At 61.6% G+C, this 19,706-nt stretch carries 19 protein-coding genes; 11 read left to right on the top strand and 8 right to left on the bottom strand.

Annotation, left to right across the window (positions count from 1 at the left end):
• Window positions 1–3: 3 nt before the first annotated feature.
• From WNZ15_RS00535 to tyrS, 3 genes are all read left to right on the top strand, one after another.
• The gene (locus tag WNZ15_RS00535; protein WP_342890975.1) at window positions 4–657 is read left to right on the top strand and encodes a cysteine hydrolase; all 654 of its coding nucleotides are present in this window, start codon (window positions 4–6) and stop codon (window positions 655–657) included.
• 158 nt (window positions 658–815) lie between these two features.
• Window positions 816–1,400: a hemerythrin domain-containing protein gene (locus WNZ15_RS00530; RefSeq protein ID WP_342890974.1), complete on the top strand. Its 585-nt coding sequence runs from the start codon at window positions 816–818 to the stop codon at window positions 1,398–1,400.
• A gap of 252 nt (window positions 1,401–1,652) precedes the next feature.
• Complete coding sequence (gene tyrS, locus WNZ15_RS00525; protein ID WP_342890973.1) at window positions 1,653–2,930, top strand: tyrosine--tRNA ligase; 1,278 nt, start codon at window positions 1,653–1,655, stop codon at window positions 2,928–2,930.
• A gap of 93 nt (window positions 2,931–3,023) precedes the next feature.
• On the opposite strand, the gene WNZ15_RS00520 is transcribed toward tyrS, so the two are convergent.
• The 5 genes from WNZ15_RS00520 to WNZ15_RS00500 all read right to left on the bottom strand — a co-directional run bounded on the left by WNZ15_RS00520 (window position 3,024) and on the right by WNZ15_RS00500 (window position 7,650).
• Window positions 3,024–4,163, bottom strand: coding sequence for a site-specific DNA-methyltransferase (locus tag WNZ15_RS00520; protein WP_342890972.1), 1,140 nt, complete (start codon window positions 4,161–4,163; stop codon window positions 3,024–3,026).
• A 131-nt stretch (window positions 4,164–4,294) separates the two neighbouring features.
• A complete protein-coding gene (locus WNZ15_RS00515; RefSeq protein ID WP_342890971.1) occupies window positions 4,295–4,981 on the bottom strand; it encodes a DNA-3-methyladenine glycosylase I in 687 nt (228 codons plus the stop codon).
• Window positions 4,982–5,035: 54 nt separating this feature from the next.
• Window positions 5,036–5,806 carry a transporter substrate-binding domain-containing protein gene (locus WNZ15_RS00510; protein WP_342890970.1) on the bottom strand — a complete coding sequence of 257 codons (771 nt, stop codon included), beginning with the start codon at window positions 5,804–5,806 and terminating at the stop codon, window positions 5,036–5,038.
• Window positions 5,807–5,916: 110 nt separating this feature from the next.
• Window positions 5,917–6,723, bottom strand: coding sequence for an amino acid ABC transporter permease (locus tag WNZ15_RS00505; protein WP_342890969.1), 807 nt, complete (start codon window positions 6,721–6,723; stop codon window positions 5,917–5,919).
• A gap of 126 nt (window positions 6,724–6,849) precedes the next feature.
• Entirely contained in the window at window positions 6,850–7,650 is an 801-nt protein-coding gene (locus WNZ15_RS00500) for a transporter substrate-binding domain-containing protein (RefSeq protein ID WP_342890968.1), read from the bottom strand.
• 207 nt (window positions 7,651–7,857) lie between these two features.
• On the opposite strand from WNZ15_RS00500, the gene WNZ15_RS00495 reads away from it, so the two are divergent.
• Window positions 7,858–9,366: an AMP nucleosidase gene (locus WNZ15_RS00495; RefSeq protein ID WP_342890967.1), complete on the top strand. Its 1,509-nt coding sequence runs from the start codon at window positions 7,858–7,860 to the stop codon at window positions 9,364–9,366.
• Between the two features lie 117 nt (window positions 9,367–9,483).
• Here the strand turns inward: WNZ15_RS00495 and bfr are convergent, their stop codons facing one another.
• The 3 genes from bfr to mutY all read right to left on the bottom strand — a co-directional run bounded on the left by bfr (window position 9,484) and on the right by mutY (window position 12,133).
• Window positions 9,484–9,969, bottom strand: a complete 486-nt coding sequence (bfr, locus tag WNZ15_RS00490) for a bacterioferritin (RefSeq protein ID WP_342890966.1) — start codon at window positions 9,967–9,969, stop codon at window positions 9,484–9,486.
• 260 nt (window positions 9,970–10,229) lie between these two features.
• On the bottom strand, window positions 10,230–10,712 hold the full coding sequence (locus tag WNZ15_RS00485; RefSeq protein WP_342890965.1) for a fasciclin domain-containing protein: 483 nt from the start codon (window positions 10,710–10,712) through the stop codon (window positions 10,230–10,232).
• 344 nt (window positions 10,713–11,056) lie between these two features.
• A complete protein-coding gene (mutY, locus tag WNZ15_RS00480) occupies window positions 11,057–12,133 on the bottom strand; it encodes an A/G-specific adenine glycosylase (RefSeq protein WP_342890964.1) in 1,077 nt (358 codons plus the stop codon).
• Window positions 12,134–12,353: 220 nt separating this feature from the next.
• Between mutY and WNZ15_RS00475 the strand changes: the two genes are divergently transcribed.
• From WNZ15_RS00475 to WNZ15_RS00445, 7 genes are all read left to right on the top strand, one after another.
• Complete coding sequence (locus WNZ15_RS00475; RefSeq protein ID WP_342890963.1) at window positions 12,354–12,863, top strand: DciA family protein; 510 nt, start codon at window positions 12,354–12,356, stop codon at window positions 12,861–12,863.
• A gap of 253 nt (window positions 12,864–13,116) precedes the next feature.
• Entirely contained in the window at window positions 13,117–13,752 is a 636-nt protein-coding gene (locus WNZ15_RS00470; protein WP_342890962.1) for a thioredoxin domain-containing protein, read from the top strand.
• Window positions 13,753–13,848: 96 nt separating this feature from the next.
• Window positions 13,849–17,307, top strand: a complete 3,459-nt coding sequence (gene smc / locus WNZ15_RS00465; protein ID WP_342890961.1) for a chromosome segregation protein SMC — start codon at window positions 13,849–13,851, stop codon at window positions 17,305–17,307.
• 225 nt (window positions 17,308–17,532) lie between these two features.
• Window positions 17,533–17,919, top strand: a complete 387-nt coding sequence (locus tag WNZ15_RS00460) for an AtpZ/AtpI family protein (protein ID WP_342890960.1) — start codon at window positions 17,533–17,535, stop codon at window positions 17,917–17,919.
• Between the two features lie 54 nt (window positions 17,920–17,973).
• Window positions 17,974–18,723, top strand: coding sequence for a F0F1 ATP synthase subunit A (locus WNZ15_RS00455; protein ID WP_342890959.1), 750 nt, complete (start codon window positions 17,974–17,976; stop codon window positions 18,721–18,723).
• A 70-nt stretch (window positions 18,724–18,793) separates the two neighbouring features.
• Entirely contained in the window at window positions 18,794–19,018 is a 225-nt protein-coding gene (locus tag WNZ15_RS00450) for a F0F1 ATP synthase subunit C (RefSeq protein ID WP_068407233.1), read from the top strand.
• A gap of 117 nt (window positions 19,019–19,135) precedes the next feature.
• Window positions 19,136–19,696 (top strand): F0F1 ATP synthase subunit B, encoded by a 561-nt coding sequence (locus tag WNZ15_RS00445; protein ID WP_342890958.1) that lies wholly within the window; start codon window positions 19,136–19,138, stop codon window positions 19,694–19,696.
• The last annotated feature ends 10 nt before the right edge of the window (window positions 19,697–19,706 follow it).

Genomic DNA, 19,706 nt, shown 5'->3' with positions numbered 1-19,706 from the left:
CCCATGTCCGCCTTCTGGATCGCACTTTTCATCGCCGGGACAGCTTTGGCCGGCCTGCTGGTTTACGCCGGATACTGCCTGCGCAGGTTGGGAACGCCGACAAGGGGCGTTGCCATCGACAGGTCGACCCGTCCGAACCGGGCGCTGGTCGTGATCGACGTACAGGAGGATTTCACCCGCAACACGGGCAGGCACGCCTATGATCCGGCGATCCGGGACAAGGCGCTGGCCGCCATCGGCAGGGAAATCGCGATTGCCCGTTCGGCCGGAAACGACGTGATCTTCGTCAGGAATGTGTTTCGCGGGTGGGGGGTGGTGCTCGCAATGAAACTCGTGGCAGGCGGTATCGGCACGCCGGGACGGGAAGGCTTGCGGATCGACCGGGCGCTTGATGTCGGCGAGGACCCTGTTTTCGAAAAGTCCATCGGCGACAGCTTTTCCGATCCCGGTTTCGAAGCCTTTCTGGCGGACCGTGCGATCGGCGCGCTCACGCTTGTCGGCCTCGATGCCTGCCATTGTGTGCAACTGACGGCCAGGGGTGCCCTTGCGCGCGGTTACGAGGTGGAGGTCAGGGAAGCCTGCCTGCTGACCGTGACACCGGACAAATGGCCGGCATTGAAGCGGGACATCGGCGCGGCAGGGGCTCAGGTGGCCTGACTCCGGTCCATGCCGTTCACACGCCAGGCCGCCGGACAGAGGCAATGCAATCCCGAGGGGGTGTTCCCGATTGTTTGCCTGTGATGAACACTGTGTCGACACCGGATATCGGCAAATCCGCGTATAAGGACAGTCTTGGCAAGCTCGAAGGCACCGCAATGACCACTTCCCGGCATCTGGACGAACGGCAGGGTCTCCCTCCGGAATGGCTGTATCTGTTGAAGGACCATCCGCGCGATGGCTGGCCGGCGCATGGAAATCTCGGGCCGCTGACCCAATTCTGGCTCGAGCGCCACAACGGGTTTCGTCAGCTCGGCCGGGCACTGGACGATTTACTTGCGGATTTTCGGGAGGACCGCGTGCGGGCCGAACGTTTCGGCGGTCTGTTCGCGCCGCGCCTGCAACAGTATCTGTCAGAGCTGCATCACCACCACATGATCGAGGACGAGCACTATTTTCCCGTCTTCATGGCAGCGGAAAAGCGGCTGGTCGCCGGGTTCGAACTGCTGGAAGGCGATCATGACCTGATCCATCACCGGATCGAAACGGTGATCGGCAGCGCCAACACCTTTCTGGGCCGGTTGCGCCAGGGCGGGCGTGACGGGCTTCGCCGCGCGGCTGACGACTACGCCGCCGTCAGCGACACCCTGCTCAGTGGCCTGATGCGCCATCTGGACGACGAGGAAGATCTTATTGTTCCCCTTATCCTGGATCGGGGCGAACATGATCTGGGGCTGTCGTGAGACTTTTACGCCACACCGGGCGGTTGCGGCCGTGAAGCGGCCGGAAGGCACTTGACTCTTTTCGTCCGGCCACGCATTTAAACTGACATGAACAGGATGAGCGCCACCTTTGTGTATTTTTATTACGTCACCGACATACCGGCGGCTGCGTAGGATCTTGTTCACCCCATAGAAACCTCAAAAGCCGCCGCGTCAGGCGGCTTTTTGGTTTCCAACCCCAAGCTTCCTGGCGGGGATACCAGGAAGCAGACGATGACCAGACACATGATCGAGGCCGGGAAACCGGCATCCAGCCTCAAGTCCGAAGCACTCGCCGTGCTTCTGGAACGCGGGCTCGTGCACCAGTGCACCGATATCGAGGCCCTCGACAACACCCTCTCCAATGGCCCGATCACGGCTTACGCCGGGTTCGACGCGACGGCGGCAAGCCTTCATGTCGGGCACCTGATGCCGCTGATGACCATGCGCTGGCTGCAGAAACTCGGGCACCGGCCGATTGTCGTGCTTGGCGGCGGCACCAGCCGGATCGGCGATCCGAGTTTCCGCAAGGACGCGCGGCCGATGCTGGAGGAGCGTCAGATCGCGGCCAATATCGCCACCATCCGGCGGTCCGTCGAACGTCTTGTCGACATGGAAGGCGCTGACGGCGCGCTTCTGGTCGACAACGCCGAGTGGCTCGATGAATTCCGCTTCCTGGAATTCCTGCGCGACTACGGCTCCCAGTTCACGGTCAACCGCATGATGACCTTCGACAGCGTCAAGTCGCGCCTGGATGCGCAGATGCCTCTGACGGTGCTGGAATTCTGCTACATGATGCTCCAGGCCGTCGATTTCCTGGAACTCTCCAAGCGCCACGGCTGCGCGCTGCAGGTGGGCGGCTCCGATCAGTGGGGCAACATCGTCAACGGCGTCGAACTCGGCCGCCGGGACGGGCGAAAGCTGCACGGCCTCACCGTGCCGCTGCTGACCACGGCCAGCGGGGCCAAGATGGGCAAGACCGCAGCCGGAGCCGTGTGGCTGCATCCCGAACACCTGTCCCCCTTCGGCTTCTGGCAGTTCTGGCGCAACACCGCCGACGCCGATGTCGCGAAGTTCCTGCGCCTGTTCACCGAACTGCCAATGAGCGAGATCGACCGGTTGGGCGCGCTGGAAGGCGCGGAGTTGAATGAGGCCAAGAAGATCCTGGCAACCCAGGTGACCGCCATCGTCCACGGTCCGGAAGAAGCCCGCGCCGCGCTGCAGCAGGGCGACGCGCTGTTTGCCGGTGAGGGCGAGATTCTCGAGCCGACCCACACCCTGCCGCTGGCGCAGCTTGCCGAGGGGCTGGGCCTCCTGGAGCTCGTCGTTGCCGTCGGCTTCGCCGCCTCCAATGGTGAGGCCCGCCGCCTGGTCGAAGGCGGCGGCGTGCGTCTCAACAGCCGGATCGCCGACGACCCCCGCCGCCGCATCGCCATCGGCGATCTTGCAGCCAACGACAGGCTGTCGGTTGCCGTCGGCAAGAGGCGCAAGGCGCTGGTCGGGTTTGAGTAGCAGGTCAAGAAAAAACCCCGCCTCCTTTTCTGGGAGACGGGGCTGAAGTTTGTTTCGCGGGGAATGCGAATGTCGCTTCTTGGAGACGCCTGCTTATGCCTGCAGACGGGATCTGATCTCCTTGCGGAGTTCGTCGATGGGCGCGGCCTTGGCCCCGTCCCTTATGTGCCAGAAGGTCCAGCCGTTGCAGGCTTCCTGCCCCTGGACCAGCGCACCGACCTTGTGGATCGAGCCGGTGTGGTCGCCTGACTTGAGCGATCCGTCCGCGCGCACGATGGCCAGATGCTTGCCCTTGGAACAGGACAGCTCGGTGCCCGCTTTCAACAGCCCGCTTTCCAGAAGGGTGCCGAACGGGATGCGTTTCAGGGCGCGTTTGCCCTGATGCATCTCCAGGGCCTGCGCATCGCCGGGCTCGATCGCTTCGATGCGCGCGGTTGCGGCATCGATATAGTCCTGCTCGCGCTCCACGCCGACAAAGTTGCGGCCCAGTCTCTTGGCGACAGCGCCGGTGGTGCCGGTGCCGAAGAACGGGTCAAGGACCACGTCGCCTGGCTTGGAGGAGGCCGTCAGCACCCGGTAGAGCAGAGACTCCGGCTTCTGGGTCGGATGTACCTTCTGGCCCTGCTTGTCCTTCAGGCGTTCCGTCCCCGTGCACAGCGGCAGGTGCCAGTCGGAGCGCATCTGAAGGTCTTCGTTGAAGGTCTTCAGCGCATCGTAGTTGAAGGTCGGCTTGGCATCCTTCGACTTCGTCGCCCAGATCATGGTTTCATGCGCATTGGTGAAGCGCTTGCCACGAAAGTTCGGCATCGGATTGGACTTCAGCCAGACGATGTCGTTCATGATCCAGAAGCCGAGATCCTGCAGGATCGCGCCGACGCGGAAGATGTTGTGATAGGAGCCGATCACATACAGCGAGCCGTCGGGTTTCATCACCCGGCGGATTGCCAGCAACCACGCCTTGGTGAAGGCGTCATAGGCCTGAAAGCTCTCGAACTGGTCCCAGTGGTCGTCGCAGGCGTCAACCTTCGACTGGTCCGGCCGGTGCAGGTCGCCGCCCAACTGAAGGTTGTAGGGCGGGTCCGCGAACACTAGGTCGACAGACCGGGACGGCAGTTTCTCAAGGGCGGCCACGCAGTCGCCCTTCAGGATCGTGTTCAGCCAGGAAGCGGAAGCTTCCGGATTTTGGGTTTTACGGGGTGCCGCGAAGGACACCCCGGTACGCAGTACACTCATTGCGACGCAATACCTCACGCAATTTAGAGTGTCATGGTTACCGGGTTTGGTAAATCAGGCGTTAAGCGCTGAAAACAAAAATTGCCGTTGAATCAATGCTTTGTTTACATTGGTAAAAGCTGAATGAGAAGTTAATGAGGTGTCCCGACCGAAAAGGCCAGAATTCTGCTGATTTCATTCAGGGAACGACCGGAAGTTGCGTTCCATTCGTTAAAGGCTGCCTGAATCGCCCTGAGGTTTTTTTTCGACATAGCGGCATTCTCAATGACATTTTCAACGATCAGCGCATTAACCACGTCGCTCGAGAGCACGAAACTCTCCTTTCCCATGAAACGCAGGGAGATTTGTCCGGCAAGTCCGCCGAGGCGGCTGCCGCGCTTCTTCAGGAGGTCCATCAGACCGATCTGGTCCGTGACCGGATAGCGGGCGAAAAACCGCGCGGCGCTGCCATGTTCGGCTGCCAGGTCCTTCAGGAAATTGGCGTTCTGCTGGACCGACCTGATCTTGGCGCCGTTGCGGACGATGCGGGTGTCTTTCAGGAGTGCCTCGAAGGCTTCGTCGGGAAGGAAGGCAAGGCGGGCGACGTCAAACCCTTCGAAGGCTTCCTCGAATCCGGGCCATTTCCGGTCGATCACCTTCCAGCTGAAACCGGCCCGGAACACGCATCTTGTGAACATCGACAGCCATCGGTCGTCGCCGATCCGTTCCAGTTCGGCCGCGGACCTGGGCGGATCGTGTTCGGCCAGCAGCGCGCTGAGCCGATCCGCTCCTCCCTTGCGCGCCGCGGAAACGGCCTCGATCTCTTCAAAAGGTCGCATGACTAAGGGTCTTTTCCGGCACGGCCTGTGAACCCTGTTGCAAGGGACCGTATCTCAAGGCGTCCTGTTTTCATCAAGATAAACCTGCTTGTATTTCCCCAGCAGGTTCTCGACCATCTGCATGTAACCCGGCTCCGCCAGAATGTCGTCGATCTGGTCCAGATACCCGGAAAAAGGCGATTTCTTCGAAACGGAAATGTACAGCGGACCCTGCACGACCGGCCTGGGCAACACCGTGATCCTGTCCTCAAAATGATGCAGGTCGCGCTGCAGCAGGCCGATCTGCTTGCCGGTCACGAAGAAGTCCGCGCGGCCGGCCTCCAGGAAACGGAAGGCCTGGAGACGGTTTTCCATCCTGTACAGCATGGTGTTGGCCTCCAGAAAGACATCATTGCCCTGTCCGATGCTGACGCCGTCGAGCATGATGGCCCGCTTGCCGGACAGGTCCCGAAGGGTGGTAAACGCGAATTCCTCGCCCTTGCGCACGAAGATCGAGATCTCGTTGATGCCCATGGGCCGCCCGGCGAACGTCGAATAGCCTTTGCGGGTGTCGTTCACGAAGGCGCAGATATTGACGTCGATCCTGCCGCTTTCGACATATTTCTGGCAACGGCTCCAGGGGCCGGCATAGTCGAGAGACACCTCCAGCCCCAACCGGGCGAACACGGTGCTGGTGATTTCCGCGCAGACCCCGACAATCTTGTCGCCGCTGCGCCAGTTCCAGGGAGGATAATCGTCATGGCCGCAGGCGGTCACCACGTCGCTGGCAAGAGCGTTTCCGGCGAACAGACATGCCATGACCCATCCTGCGATGATCCGGCGCACGCTTGCGTCTCCTGATACTTACTTGGAATTGCAGCCTAGGGGCAAATACACGGTTCGGCAAGCAGGGCCGGCGAGGGGGCGACCGGCCAGTTGCGTCCCTTGAGCGGCCTCTAACGGGACCCGGGCGGGCCGGACCTCTCGAACCGCCTCAGGGCCAGCGACAGCGTGACGGTCATCATCAGATAGATCAGTGCGACGACATTATAGGTCTCGAAATAGCGGAACGAGCCGGCTGCATAGATCTTTCCGAGCTGGGTGATGTCGGCCACACCGAGAACGGAAACCAGGGAGCTGTCCTTGATCAGTGCGATAAAGTCATTGCCGAGCGGGGGCAGGATGGTTTTCAGAGCCTGCGGGAAAACGATCAGGCGGAACCGCAGCCAACGGTTCATGCCGAGCGCCTCGGCGGCCTCGATCTGGCCCCTGTCGACAGCCTGGATGCCGGCCCGGAACACTTCGGCGATGAAGGCCGAATAGCCGATTGTCAATGCGAGCACCGCCCGCCAGAGCAGGGGGAAGTCCCGGCTGCGCACCGGGTCCAGCCCCATGGGTTCCAGGACGGCGTTGACACCTGCCACCAGCAACGGGGTTGCGACGAAGGCAATGTAGAGCAGCAGCACGATGATCGGCAGGCCGCGCACGATCTCGACATAGAACCGGGCGGTCTGACGCAGGACGAGGGATCCGGAAAGCGACGCAAGCGCAAGGGCAAGCCCCAGCAGCGAAGCCAGCAAAAACGCCACGAGTGTCACCAGGACCGTCAGCCCGACACCGCGGGACACGGTCGCCATGACCTGGCTGTAGATGTCGTCGGTCGCGATCCGGAAAAGCAGAAACACCGCAATTCCAACCGCAAGCAGCAGCCAGTACGGAAAGTCCGGTCGCGGTGTGCCTGACGGATTTTTGCGTGAGATCATGAGCTGACTTGAGGTTCGCGGGGAAGGGACTTCGGCGGCGGCAATGAAAATGGCCGGTCTCCGGACGAGGGCCCGGAAACCGGCCATGACTATGGATACCCGCCACCCGAAGGCGGCGGCAGGGATCTATTTGCCGATCTTGTAGTCGAAGAACCATGTCTGGTTGAGCGCGTCGAGCGTGCCGTCTGCCCGCATTGATGCGATTGCGGCATTGAACGGGTCAATGAGGTCGGAGCCTTTCGGGAAGATGAAGCCGAAATCCTCGGAGCCCATCGGCTCGCCGATCAGCTTGAAAGTGTCCGGATTGGTGGCGACATAGCCCTTGCCGCCGGTGCTGTCGGTCAGAACCAGATCGACGTCCCCGACCTTCAGAGCCTGCACGGCCGCCCCGAAGGTTTCGAACAGCTTGATCCGTGGATTGGCCTCGTCGCCATCCAGCACTTCATAGACGGTAACATAGAACGGTGTCGTGCCCGGCTGCGCCGCTGCAAGGAAATCCGGGTCGGCGGCAAAACCCTTGGCGTCGGTGAAGCGGTCTTCCTCGGCGCGCACCAGCATGAACATTTCAGAGCGCATGTAAGGGGCGGAGAATGCGACCTTTTCGGCGCGGTCTTCACGGATGGTAATGCCGTTCATGGCCAGGTCGTATTCACCGGCGGACACCGCCGGGATCATGGCGTCCCAGCTGGTGTTCTGATAGGTCACCTTTGCGTTCAGGCGCCCGGCGATTTCGGCGATCGCGTCATATTCCCAGCCGATCGCCTTGCCTGTGTTCGGATCGACGAACTGCAGCGGCGGATAGGTATTTTCGGAGGCCACGACAATCTCGCGGCCGCCGAGATCCGGAAGGTCGCCGGCAAGGACACCGGCGCCCGCGCCTGTCAGGGCGGCGACGGCGATCGCAAGGGTCAGGATCGGATTTTTCATGAAATAACTCCCGGTCGAATTTCCGCTAGGTTCGTGGCCGGAGCTTACCGGTTCACTGGACATTGCGAAAGGTCGCCGAGGCAACAGATGAATTGCAGTTGAAGATTTTTTCTGACGACGAAAAAATTTTCACAAACCTGGCTGACATCTATTGACCCCGGGGAGACTTGGCGGGACTGTGGGCCCACAACAATAAGGAGAGGCTGGATGTCCGGAACCCCCAATGTTTTTCAGCAGCCCGCGCGCCGCGTCCGGCTTGCCCCGTCGCATCCGCTTGAAGTGTTCAGCGATGCCGGGCAGGCGGTCGATCGGCTGGTCGAGATTTTCGAAGCCAATACCACGTTCCTGCGTGCCCGTTTTCAGGATCTGCTCGATGGCAAGCCGATCGAGGGACGGGTCCGCGCATTTTATCCGCAGGTCCGGATCATCACCGACAGTCACATACGCCTCGACAGCCGGTTGTCCTACGGCTTTGTCTCAAGGCCGGGCACCCATGCCACCACGGTAACGCGCCCGGACCTGTTTCGCCACTATCTGCTCGCACAGCTGTCTCTCCTGATGAAAAACCATGACGTGCCACTGCTGATCGGCGACAGCGACATGCCGATCCCGCTGCATTTCGCGTTTTATGACGGCACCCACGTGGAAGGCGGTGCGGCCGCCGCCAAACTGGACCGGCCGCTGGCGGACATGTTCGATCTGCCCGATCTGACCGTGATGGACGATTCCATCGCCAACGGCACCCATGAGCCGCTTGACGGCGTCATGCCGCTGGCCTCCTTCACCGCGCCGCGGATCGACTATTCCCTGCACAGGCTGCAGCACTACACCGCGACCCGGGCCGAGCATTTCCAGAATTACGTGCTTTTCACGAACTACCAGTTTTACATCGATGAATTCTGCCGCATGTCCCATCAGTTGCTTGCCGATCCGGAAAGCGGCTACGAGGCGTTCGTGTCACCGGGCAATCTCGTCATTGAGGCCGGGCAGAGCGAACCCAGCAGTGGCGAGGAACCGGCCAAACTGCCGCAGATGCCGGCCTACCACCTGAAACGGGCGGACGGCAGCGGCATCACCATGGTCAATATCGGCGTCGGTCCGTCCAACGCCAAGACCATCACCGACCACATTGCTGTCCTGCGCCCGCATGTCTGGCTGATGCTCGGTCACTGCGCCGGCCTCAGGAACAGCCAGACGCTCGGCGACTATGTCCTCGCCCACGGCTATGTGCGCGAGGACAGCGTGCTCGACAAGGATTTGCCGATCTGGGTGCCGATTCCGCCGCTGGCCGAAGTTCAGGTCGCGCTGGAAGATGCCGTTGCCGAGATCACCGGCATTGACGGGTATGAACTGAAGCGGGTCATGCGCACGGGCACCGTGGTATCTCTCGACAACCGCAACTGGGAACTCTGGAACCAGCCGGAGCTGGTCAAGCGCTTTTCCCAGTCACGGGCGATCGCGCTGGACATGGAATCGGCCACCATCGCCGCCAACGGGTTCCGCTTCCGCGTGCCTTACGGAACGCTCCTGTGCGTGTCGGACAAGCCGCTGCACGGCGAACTGAAGCTTCCGGGCATGGCCACGGATTTCTACACGCGCCAGGTCGCCCAGCATCTGGAAATCGGCATCAGGGCGATGGAAAAGATGCGCGCGATGACAGCGGAACGGCTGCATTCACGCAAGCTCAGGAGCTTTGCGGAAACCGCGTTTCAGTGACCCCGGTGCGAAGTGCATCCTGAAGTCAGCGGAAGCTGTGCAGCTGAGTGAAAAAAAGGCCGCCGGTGCTGTTTCTTGCACCGGCGGCTGAACAGGGTGATGGGGCCTGAAGTAACCTTATTCCGCTTCGTCGGCCGGGACGGCGTTCAAAAGGCCGTAGCGCTCGACGCCGATCTTTTCCAAGAGCTCGAGCTGTGTTTCCAGGAAGTCGATATGGCCTTCCTCGTCCGTCAGCAGCTCCTCGAACAGGTGCATGGAGACATAGTCGCCTTCCTCGCGACAGACTTCGCGGGACTTGGCATAAGCCGTGCGGGCGTCATATTCGCCGGCAAGATCGCATTCCAGCACTTCCTTGATGTTCTGGCCGATCCGAAGCGGTGCCAGCTTCTGCATGTTCGGATGACCTTCGAGGAAGATGATGCGGTCGGTAATCTTGTCCGCGTGCTGCATTTCCTCGATCGACTCTTCACGCTCCTTCTTGGCCAGGCGCGCGTAGCCCCAGTCGTTCAGGAGACGGTAATGCAGCCAGTACTGGTTGATTGCGCCGAGCTCCAGAAAAAGGGCCTCGTTCAGACAATCGATAACCTTTTGATTTCCCTTCATGGCAGTTCTCCTGAAAGCCTCTAATTTAGAATTATTCTAAAAGACACATTAGGATCATTCCGATGCTCTTGTCCAGTCATGGCGTGCAAAAAATATTCAAAAAAATAGCCTGCCCGGCGCGTTTTCCAGCGGAACAGGCAATGCCGCAACGCCTTCAGAAAAAAGAGTTTTTGCGAGCAAGTCGCAATAGGCGGCGCGGCCTCGAAAGGCCGCGCCGCTTGCCGTCACCTGTTACGGGTGAAAGGGGTTCGAAGAGAACCTCAGGACTTCGGAAGGATGACCGCGTCAATCACATGGATCACACCGTTGGATGCGCCCACATCCGCTGATATCACCGTGGCGCCGTCGACCTTGACGCCATTGGTCGCGTCGATGGAGACCTCACTGCCCTGAACGGTGGCGACGGAGGCCTTCTTGCCGGCGATATCGGCGGCCATCACCTTGCCCGGGATCACGTGATAGGTGAGCACGGCCACCAGTTGGTCCTTGTTTTCCGGTTTCAGCAGGTTCTCGACCGTGCCTTCCGGAAGATTGGCGAAGGCCTCGTCCGTCGGCGCGAACACGGTGAAGGGGCCGTCGCCTTTCAGGGGCTCGACGAGTCCGGCGGCCTGAACGGCGGCAACCAGCGTGTTGAACGAGCCGGCTTCGACTGCCGTGTCAACAATGTCCCTGTCGGCGGCCCTTGCGGCGGACAGAGGTAGAATGACAAGCAACGCCATGACGATGTTCTGAATCAGTTTCATTTCATACTCCCACTCGGTTCACGCAGACACAAAGATGCCGCTCCCGGAAACGCATTCTCCGGGGTATCTCAGGGCTTCAGTTCAAATGTCTGTCGTAATTGAGGTACGGCGGACCGCACGGTGTGGATGAGGAAAAACTCTTTTCCGATTTTTAACAGTAATCGGGTTTGGCGCCGGATCGTTTGCCGCGACCGGACGTAAAATGAAAATGGGTGTCGATACCCGCTGCAGAACGCGCCTGGCCGGTCGTTCAAGCAGCCCAACGCTGTTCGGCGCGCCGGAACAAGCCACCGATGGCGGCGATTGCAAAGTGTTCCATGGCGGAAGGGGACCGTGCATCAGGCTCACGAACCTTGATCGGCGGCCAGTGCCATCGCGAGAACCTTGCGCATCACAGTCGGGAGAGCTTCGTCGTGAAGCTCTGTCCGCGCGGACCACCAGCCGCCCTCGGGCGGCCTGGCAAGTGTCAGGTCGGCCCGGTAGACGGCCAGGCGAAGATGAAAATGGGTGAACGTGTGTTTCACCTCACCCGGCCGGCGGGTCCAGTCGGCGGGGAAGGGGGCCAGATCGAGCGCCGCTTCGCCTGCAAAGTCCGCGGCCCATTCCGTTCCGGGAACTTCCGTCATGCCGCCGAGCAGGCCCTCGGGCGGGCGCCGGCGCAGCAAGACCGCGCCCGACTTTTCATCGATGGCGACGAAGGCAGCCCCGAAGCGGGTCGGCTTTTTCTTTTTCGGCGCCTTGCGGGGCAGGGTCTCGGCGACGTTTGCCGGCTGGGCCGCGCAGTTCTCCCGCCAGGGGCATAGCCCGCAGGCAGGCCGCCTGGGCGTGCAGATGGTGGCGCCGAGATCCATGACGGCCTGGGCAAAATCTCCGGGCCGCGCATGCGGTGTGAGTTCGCCCATCCGGGCCCTGATTTCGGGCTTGGCCTCGGGAAGGGGTGTTTCGATCAGGAACATGCGCGAAAGAACCCGCTCGACATTGCCGTCGACCACGGCTGCATGCCGGTCGAACGCGATGGTCGCGATCGCCGCTGCGGTGTAGGGGCCGATGCCGGGCAGACCCATCAGCGCGTCTTCCGTCTCGGGAAAGCGTCCGTCATGCTCCCTGGCGACCGTTTCGGCACATTTTTTCAAATTGCGCGCCCGCGAGTAGTAGCCGAGACCGGCCCAGGCCTTCATCACGTCTTGTTCGTCGGCCATGGCAAGATCTTCCACGGCGGGCCACAGGCGGATGAACTTTTCGAAATAGTCCTTCACTGCCGCAACGGTCGTCTGCTGCAGCATGACCTCGGACAGCCAGATCCGGTAGGGATCGGGAACTTCGCCGAGGTTCCGGTCTTGCGGGCTGACGCGCCATGGCAGGCGCCGGGCATGCCTGTCGTACCAGTCGAGCAGCGATCGGGAGTGCGAAACAGTCGTCATGAGATCAGCGATGCAGGTCTTGTGAATTCAAGCAGCGAAGCGTTGGATAGGCTGGGGACAACTTGGGAAGCGCCGCGTTCCGCAGAGCTTCATGAAAGTATTCGTCGTCATTCTGTCGTATTCTATTGGGACACATCAGGCCATTCCGGAATCTGGCCGGCCGTTCGGGCCGTGCGGATTGAGGGGGAGGTAGGACATAAGCGCTGCAAAGGCAAATTCCGTGCGCCCGCCGATGGGGGCGAAACGACTTTCCGATCTCGTCGGCAAGGCGATGACGCCTGCCTGCAGGAAGCGTGGATTTGCCTCGGTCGACATCATCGCCGCCTGGGCCGACATTGTCGGGGAGCGCTATGGCGCCCGGGTTCAGCCCGATCGCCTGATCTGGCCACGCCGGCCTGACCGCACCGATCCCGAGACGCCTCCGGAACCGGCGATCCTTGTCGTCCATACCGATGGCGCGACTGCGCTGCTGCTGTCCCACGAAACTGCGCAGGTGATCGAGCGCATCAACACCTTCTACGGCTGGCAGGCCGTCGGCCGCATCAAGATCCTGCAAAAACCGGTAAAAGTGAAACCCTCCGCCCCGAAACGGCAGCTGCGGCAACTGACCAGGAGCGAACAGGACCGGCTTGACCAGAATCTCGAGGGTGTTCAGAACGAGCGCCTGCGCGATGCCCTGAAAAAGCTGGGAACTCAGGTGATCGCCCGTAACGGCGACAAGGCCGCCTGAGCAGTTTGCCCGAGATCGGCGGCCGCCTGAAGTCCCGATCAACAACACCACCGGGCGATTACACTGCCGGGCGCTAACTACCCCGATTAATAACAACACTGTGATACGCCGAATTGCATCGTCCTCGCTCCCGCCACATTTGATAAGCTCTGTTGACGCGATGTGTCGGAAAGGGCACATGAGATCCCGGTATTCGCGCCTGACAGTGCAAACTGGGCAAGGTACAGCGCTTAATATGTGACAGGACGAATTTGTGACCCAGACCCGTAGACAGTTTCTCAAGACCACCGCCCTGGCGACCGCCGCACTCAGCCTCACAATGCCCCATGCGGCATTTGCCCAGTCCGTTGATCTGGACGAGCTTCTGAAGCCGGGTCCTCTTGGCGACAAGATCCTTGGTGATGAAAACGCCCCGGTGGCCATTGTCGAATACGCTTCCATGACGTGCGGGCATTGCGCCAATTTTCACAAGCGCACCTGGCCGGAATTGAAAGAGCAGTTTATCGACACCGGCAAGGTCCGATTTATCTTCCGCGAGTTTCCGCTGGATCCGGTCGCTGCCGCGGCCTTCATGCTGGCGCGCTGCGCACCGGCCGACAAGTATTTCGAGATTGTGGATACCATGTTCGAAAACCAGCGGACCTGGGCATTCGGCGACAATCCGTACCAATCCCTGCTCGACTTTTCCAAGCAGATCGGATTTACACAAGAGACCTTTGAGGAATGCTTGACAAACCAGGGGATGCTGGACGCAGTAAATGCTGTCAAGGACCGTGGTGCGAACGAGTTCGGGGTGAGCTCGACACCGACATTCTTCATCAATGGCGAAAAGCACTCGGGGGCGCTTTCGATTGAAGAGATGGGCAAGATCATCGAGGAGAACCTGTGAAGCCGCGGACTATCCGCTGCTCCTGAAGGGCTGCCCTGATCTTTCCCTGAAAAACTCGGTGTCCGAACCCCGGCAGCCCTGGAGGGCCGGGCACCGATGAAGTTCTCCAAACTCCGTATCGTCGGCTTCAAGTCCTTCGTCGAACCGATGGAATTCATCATCGGTGACGGCCTGACCGGGGTGGTCGGGCCGAACGGGTGCGGCAAGTCCAATCTCGTGGAGGCCCTGCGCTGGGTCATGGGCGAGAATTCCTACAAGAACATGCGCGCCTCCGGCATGGACGACGTGATTTTCTCGGGCAGTCTCAACCGCCCCTCGCGCAACACCGCGGAAGTCACGCTCTTTCTGGAAAACCAGGACCGCACCGCCCCGTCCGCCTTCAATGACGCAGATCTTCTGGAAGTCAGCCGGCGGATCGAGCGCGAGCAGGGCTCCAACTACAAGATCAATGCCCGGGATGCGCGCGCGCGCGACGTCCAGCTTCTGTTTGCCGATGCCTCGACCGGCGCCCGCTCGCCCGCCATGGTGCGTCAGGGCCAGATCGGCGAGCTGATTGCGGCCAAACCGACCTCCCGACGCCAGATTCTGGAAGAAGCGGCGGGGATCTCCGGCCTGCACTCGCGCCGCCACGAGGCGGAGATCCGCCTGCGTGCGGCCGAGCAGAACCTGGAACGGCTCGAGGACGTGCTGGTGCAGATCGACAGCCAGCTCGACAATCTGAAACGCCAGACGCGGCAGGCGACCAGATACCGGAACCTGTCCTCCGAAATACGCGCGGCGGAAGCATCTATTCTCTATATCCGCTGGACGGAAGCCCGCGACGCGCTCGGGGCGGCGGAGACGCATTTCGCGGATGCCCAGAAGCAGGTCAACGAGGCGACCGCCTTGCAGGCCGAGAGCGCCCGGATCCAGGCGATCGCCGCGCACAAGCTGCCCGAACTCAGGGACGAGGCGGCCCGGGCCGGAGCCGCTCTCCAGCGTCTGGTGATCGCGCGCAACGAACTGGACGCCGAGGAGCGGCGTGTGAAGGAGCGGTTGCAGGACCTGGAGCGGCGGCTGGCGCAACTGGCCGAGGACATTCGCCGCGAACAGACAATGGTCTCCGAAAACGACGAGGTGCTGGAGCGCCTTTCGGAAGAGCGCGCCGAGCTTCTGGAAGAAAACGAGATGGTGCAGGAACGCACGGGCAGCGCGCGGGAAAAGGTCGCCGAGGCGGAAGAAACGGTGCGTGACCTCGAAACCGGACTGTCCGAACTGACCGCGGCCGAAGCGCGCGCCGCCGCGGAGCGGCGTCAGTGGGAAAAAGCGGTTCAGGACAGCCGCCAGCGGGCCGACCGGCTTGTTGCCCAGGCGCAGGAAGCCCGGCAGGTCCTGGCCGATCTCGAAGAGCGGATGGCGGAACACGACGGTGTCGCCGACAACCGCGAGGCACTGGAGCTTGCCGGGGAAACGCTTGCTGAAGCCGAGGCGGCCGTTGAAGACGCGGAAACGGCAACGCGCGAAGCGCGCGAACGCGAGCAGGCCGCGCGCGGTCCGGTGAGCGCGGCGCAGCAGACCCTGCAGGGATATGAGACCGAGGCACGCACCCTGGACCAGGTCCTGAATGCCAACGCGGACCGGGATCACACGCCCGTGGTCGAAAAGATGCGGGTCGATCAGGGCTTCGAGACCGCGCTCGGTGCCGCGCTGGGCGAGGACTTGGATGCGTCGCTGGAAGATGCCGCCGCCGTGAAATGGGGAGCCGCGCTGGCGCATGACGCCGACCCGGCGCTGCCGGACGGTGTGCGCAGCCTTGCCGATGTGGTCGAGGCCCCCGCCGAGCTTGGCCGGCGGCTGCGGCAGATCGGCATCGTCGATCAGGCGGCCGGTCCGGCTCTGCGCGCGGCGCTGAAGCCCGGCCAGCGTCTGGTGTCGCGCGAGGGAGACCTCTGGCGCTGGGACGGCTTCGTGGTCGCGGCCAATGCGCCGACGCCGGCGGCCCAGAGACTGTCCCAGAAAAACCGGCTGGCCGAACTCGGCGGCGAAATCGATGTTGCCCGGCGCTTGCTGAAGGAGCTTCAGGAGGCGCTGGAAACGGCAGCCGGCGAGGTTCGCCAGGCGGAAGAACAGGAGCAGACTGCCCGGGGCAAGGTGCGTGACGGCCAGCGCCGGGCAGCCGCAGCGCGCGAGGCGCTTGCCGCCGCCGAACGGGCGGTCTCCCAATTGGCCACCCGCAAGGAAGCGGCGCAGGAGCGTGCGCAGCGCCTCGGCGAGGAAACGGAACTGGCCCGCGAGCAGCTTGCCGAAGCCGAAGCCAGCCTGGAAGACGCGCCGGACGCCTCAAGCTATCGCGCCCGGATCGAGGACCTTCAGATCCGGGTGGACACGGCCCGTGGTGTCCTTGCCGAAGCACGCGCCGTGTCGGAGGGACTGACGCGCGAACAGCAGATGCGCGACCGGCGCCTCGAGGCGATTGCCCGCGAATATGACGGCTGGAAGACCCGGGCCGCCAATGCCTCGCAGCAGATCGAGGTGCTCAGGGAGCGCCGCGAGGAGGCCGAGGAAGAACGCGCGGAACTGATCGAGGCACCCGAAGACATCGAGATCAAGCGCCGCGACCTGTTCTCCGCCATCGCCAGGGCGGAGGAGGAGAAAAAGGCAAAGGACGACCGCCTGCAGCAGGCCGAATTCGACCTTGCCGATGTCGACCGGGCGGCCAAGGCGGCACTGGAGGCCATGTCCGGCGCGCGCGAGGAAAAAATTCGGGCGGAAGAGCGCCTGGAGGCGGCACGCGACCGCAAGGGCAATCTGGAACGGCGCATCGACGAGGATCTGGAAGTCGCTGTCACGGCCCTGCCGGAGATCGCCGGCCTCAGGGAAGGCGCGCCGCTGCCCGATCCGGAGGCGATGGAACGCAAGCTGGAGCGGCTCAAGGCCGAGCGCGAGCGCCTCGGCGGCGTCAACCTGAGAGCGGAGGAAGAATTGCGCGAAATCGACGAGCAGAAATCGACGCTCACCTCCGAGCGTGACGATCTGATCGAGGCGATTCGGCGTCTGCGCACCGGCATCTCCAACCTCAACCGGGAAGCGCGGGAACGCCTGCTGGCTTCATTCGAGGTCGTCAACGGCCATTTCCAGCGGCTGTTCACACATTTGTTCGGCGGCGGCACGGCGGAACTGCAATTGGTCGATTCCGATGATCCGCTCGACGCCGGTCTGGAAATCATCGCCCGCCCGCCGGGCAAGAAGCCGCAGACCATGACGCTGCTTTCCGGCGGCGAACAGGCACTTACCGCAATGTCGCTGATTTTTGCGGTATTCCTGACGAATCCGGCGCCGATATGCGTTCTCGACGAAGTCGATGCACCGCTCGACGACGCCAATGTGGAACGCTACTGCGATCTGCTGGATGAAATGACCTCGAGCACGGAAACCCGCTTCGTGGTCATCACGCACAATCCGATCACCATGGCGCGCATGAACCGCCTGTTCGGGGTGACGATGGCGGAACGCGGCGTTTCCCAGCTTGTTTCGGTGGATCTGGAAACGGCGGAGCGATTCCGGGAAACCGCTTAGCCCGGCAGTCCGGGAACACATCCGGTGCGGCACGGCTGCAAAAACCTTATGCAACTTAGGTCTCGCAGAATCAGTTCGAACTGAAAAAGATGTTTATTTTCAATCAGATATAACTTGTTTTAGGCTCCTTGACACGACATGAGGCGCCGACTATGGTGCGCGCGGCTCAAGGGGCTCCCCTGTTGTTGGATCTGACATGTCGGCGCGGCAAGAGGACTAGTGAATATGTCTTCGCAAAACGGCGATAAGGAAGATCGGACAGTCGGAACCCTGGAAGCAGGTCTGTCGGAACGGCGGGCTCAATTGAACCGGAAGCTTGACGACCGGCGGGTGGTGGAAGAAAAAGCCGCACGGAAGTCGACAAGCAGCTCATCCGGATATGCGCAGGCAATGAAGCTCTCTTCGGAGTTTATTGCGGGCGTTCTGGTGGGGGCCGGGATCGGTTGGGTTGCCGACCAGTGGTTGGGAACATCACCCTTCGGGCTGATTGTCTTCCTGTTGCTGGGCTTCGTGGCCGGTATCTTGAATGTCTTGCGTTCGGCGGGTGTCGTCGAGCATCCTGACCCGAGAAACCAGCCCGATACTGACGTTCAGAACGACAGGCCGGACTAGAATTTGTCGCGCCCTCGGGCGTTGTGATCATGAACGAGCGAAGAAGGCTGGCCGGTGGCGAACGATCCGATCCATCAGTTCCAAATCCAGAATATCTTTCCGATTGAAGTCGGGGGAGTGGATTTCTCTTTCACCAATTCTTCGCTGTTCATGGTTTTGACCGTGGCAGCGACGTCCGCGTTTCTGATCTTCTCGACCAGCGGTCGCGGGCTTGTCCCGTCCCGTCTGCAGTCGGTGTCGGAAATGGCGTATGAATTCGTCGCAGGCACATTGCGAAGCGCAGCGGGAACGGACGGGATGCGTTTCTTCCCGCTGGTGTTCTCGCTCTTCATGTTCGTGCTTGTGGCCAACCTCTTCGGGATGTTCCCGTATTTCTTCACCATCACCAGCCACATCATCGTGACCTTCGCGCTCGCGATGCTGGTGATCCTCACCGTGATCGTCTACGGCTTCATGCGCAACGGCATGAGTTTTCTCAAGCTGTTCGTTCCCAGCGGCGTCCCTGCCTTCCTGATCCCGCTGGTGACCCTGATCGAGGTGATCTCGTTCCTGTCGCGTCCGATCAGCCTGTCCGTTCGTCTGTTTGCGAACATGCTGGCCGGTCACATTACGCTGAAGGTTTTCTCCGGGTTCATCGTCAGCCTCAGCGCCATGGGCGCGGTTGGCGTGTTCGGAGCCATTATTCCCCTTGGGATGACAGTTGCCCTGACGGCGCTGGAATTCCTGGTTGCGTTCCTGCAGGCCTATGTCTTCACGGTCCTGACCTGCATGTATCTGAACGACGCCATTCATCCCACACACTAAGGGTTACCCAATCACACGGCCTTCGCGCCGCGCGTGAGAAATCTGCAAACACCATCTAGGAGCACGTGTCATGGAAGCAGAAGCAGCAAAATACATCGGTGCCGGTATCGCATGCCTGGGCATGGGCGGCGCCGGTATTGGCCTCGGCAACATCTTCGGTAGCTATCTCGCCGGCGCCCTGCGCAACCCGTCCGCTGCTGATGGCCAGTTCGGCCGCCTGATCTTCGGCTTCGCCGTTACAGAAGCTCTGGGCATCTTCTCCCTGCTGGTCGCCCTGATCCTCCTGTTCGCTTGATCGCTCATTCGCAGCGACTTTCGATGCGACTCCGGTGGCGGCGCCCCGAAACAGCCAGCGTTCCATGTGAGCGCCGGCTGTTAGAAGTGCCGCCCAGCCGGATTTAGGAGACAGGAAATGGCAAGCCCAACGCATTCGACCACCGAAGGCATGCACGAAGTCATCGAAGTGCCGGCTGCTGAGCATGGCGCTGGCTTCCCGCCGTTCGATGCGACTACCTTTGCGTCCCAGCTCTTGTGGCTGGCCATCACCTTTGCCGTGTTTTACTGGATCATGAAGAACGTGGCCATGCCGCGGATCGCAGGGATCCTGGAAGACCGCAAGGATCGCATCGCCGGGGATCTTTCCGAGGCCAGCCGCCTCAAGGAAGAAACCGACGCGGCGATTGCCGCTTACGAGCAGGCGCTGGCCGAGGCCCGCAACAAGGCGCATGGCATTGCCCATGACACGCGGTCCAAGCTCAAGGCGGATCACGAGACCCGCCGCGAAAAGGCCGAAGCCAAGCTGGGCGAGAAGCTCAAGGCGGCGGAAGCTCATATCGCCGGTATCAAGACCGAGGCCCTTTCCCAGATCGAGGAAATTGCCGGAGACACCACGTCAGCTCTCGTCGAGCAGCTGATCGGGAAGGCTCCGACAAAGACCGATCTGACCAAGGCGCTGAAGTCGGCGATGAACTGAGGAGACCATC

It is taken from the genome of Roseibium sp. AS2 (assembly GCF_038900065.1).
Lineage (GTDB): Bacteria > Pseudomonadota > Alphaproteobacteria > Rhizobiales > Stappiaceae > Roseibium.
Note: the sequence above shows the minus strand (reverse complement) of the source record. Positions and strands in the feature narration are given on the sequence as shown.

Bases quoted from the DNA above. Each gene is read 5' to 3' on its own strand.
- WNZ15_RS00535 (WP_342890975.1), top strand. From the start codon at position 4: ATGTCCGCCTTCTGGATCGCACTTTTCATCGCCGGGACAGCTTTGGCC.
- WNZ15_RS00530 (WP_342890974.1), top strand. From the start codon at position 816: ATGACCACTTCCCGGCATCTGGACGAACGGCAGGGTCTCCCTCCGGAA.
- tyrS (WP_342890973.1), top strand. From the start codon at position 1,653: ATGACCAGACACATGATCGAGGCCGGGAAACCGGCATCCAGCCTCAAG.
- WNZ15_RS00520 (WP_342890972.1), bottom strand. From the start codon at position 4,163: ATGAGTGTACTGCGTACCGGGGTGTCCTTCGCGGCACCCCGTAAAACC.
- WNZ15_RS00515 (WP_342890971.1), bottom strand. From the start codon at position 4,981: ATGCGACCTTTTGAAGAGATCGAGGCCGTTTCCGCGGCGCGCAAGGGA.
- WNZ15_RS00505 (WP_342890969.1), bottom strand. From the start codon at position 6,723: ATGATCTCACGCAAAAATCCGTCAGGCACACCGCGACCGGACTTTCCG.
- WNZ15_RS00500 (WP_342890968.1), bottom strand. From the start codon at position 7,650: ATGAAAAATCCGATCCTGACCCTTGCGATCGCCGTCGCCGCCCTGACA.
- WNZ15_RS00495 (WP_342890967.1), top strand. From the start codon at position 7,858: ATGTCCGGAACCCCCAATGTTTTTCAGCAGCCCGCGCGCCGCGTCCGG.
- bfr (WP_342890966.1), bottom strand. From the start codon at position 9,969: ATGAAGGGAAATCAAAAGGTTATCGATTGTCTGAACGAGGCCCTTTTT.
- WNZ15_RS00485 (WP_342890965.1), bottom strand. From the start codon at position 10,712: ATGAAACTGATTCAGAACATCGTCATGGCGTTGCTTGTCATTCTACCT.
- mutY (WP_342890964.1), bottom strand. From the start codon at position 12,133: ATGACGACTGTTTCGCACTCCCGATCGCTGCTCGACTGGTACGACAGG.
- smc (WP_342890961.1), top strand. From the start codon at position 13,849: ATGAAGTTCTCCAAACTCCGTATCGTCGGCTTCAAGTCCTTCGTCGAA.
- WNZ15_RS00460 (WP_342890960.1), top strand. From the start codon at position 17,533: ATGTCTTCGCAAAACGGCGATAAGGAAGATCGGACAGTCGGAACCCTG.
- WNZ15_RS00450 (WP_068407233.1), top strand. From the start codon at position 18,794: ATGGAAGCAGAAGCAGCAAAATACATCGGTGCCGGTATCGCATGCCTG.
- WNZ15_RS00445 (WP_342890958.1), top strand. From the start codon at position 19,136: ATGGCAAGCCCAACGCATTCGACCACCGAAGGCATGCACGAAGTCATC.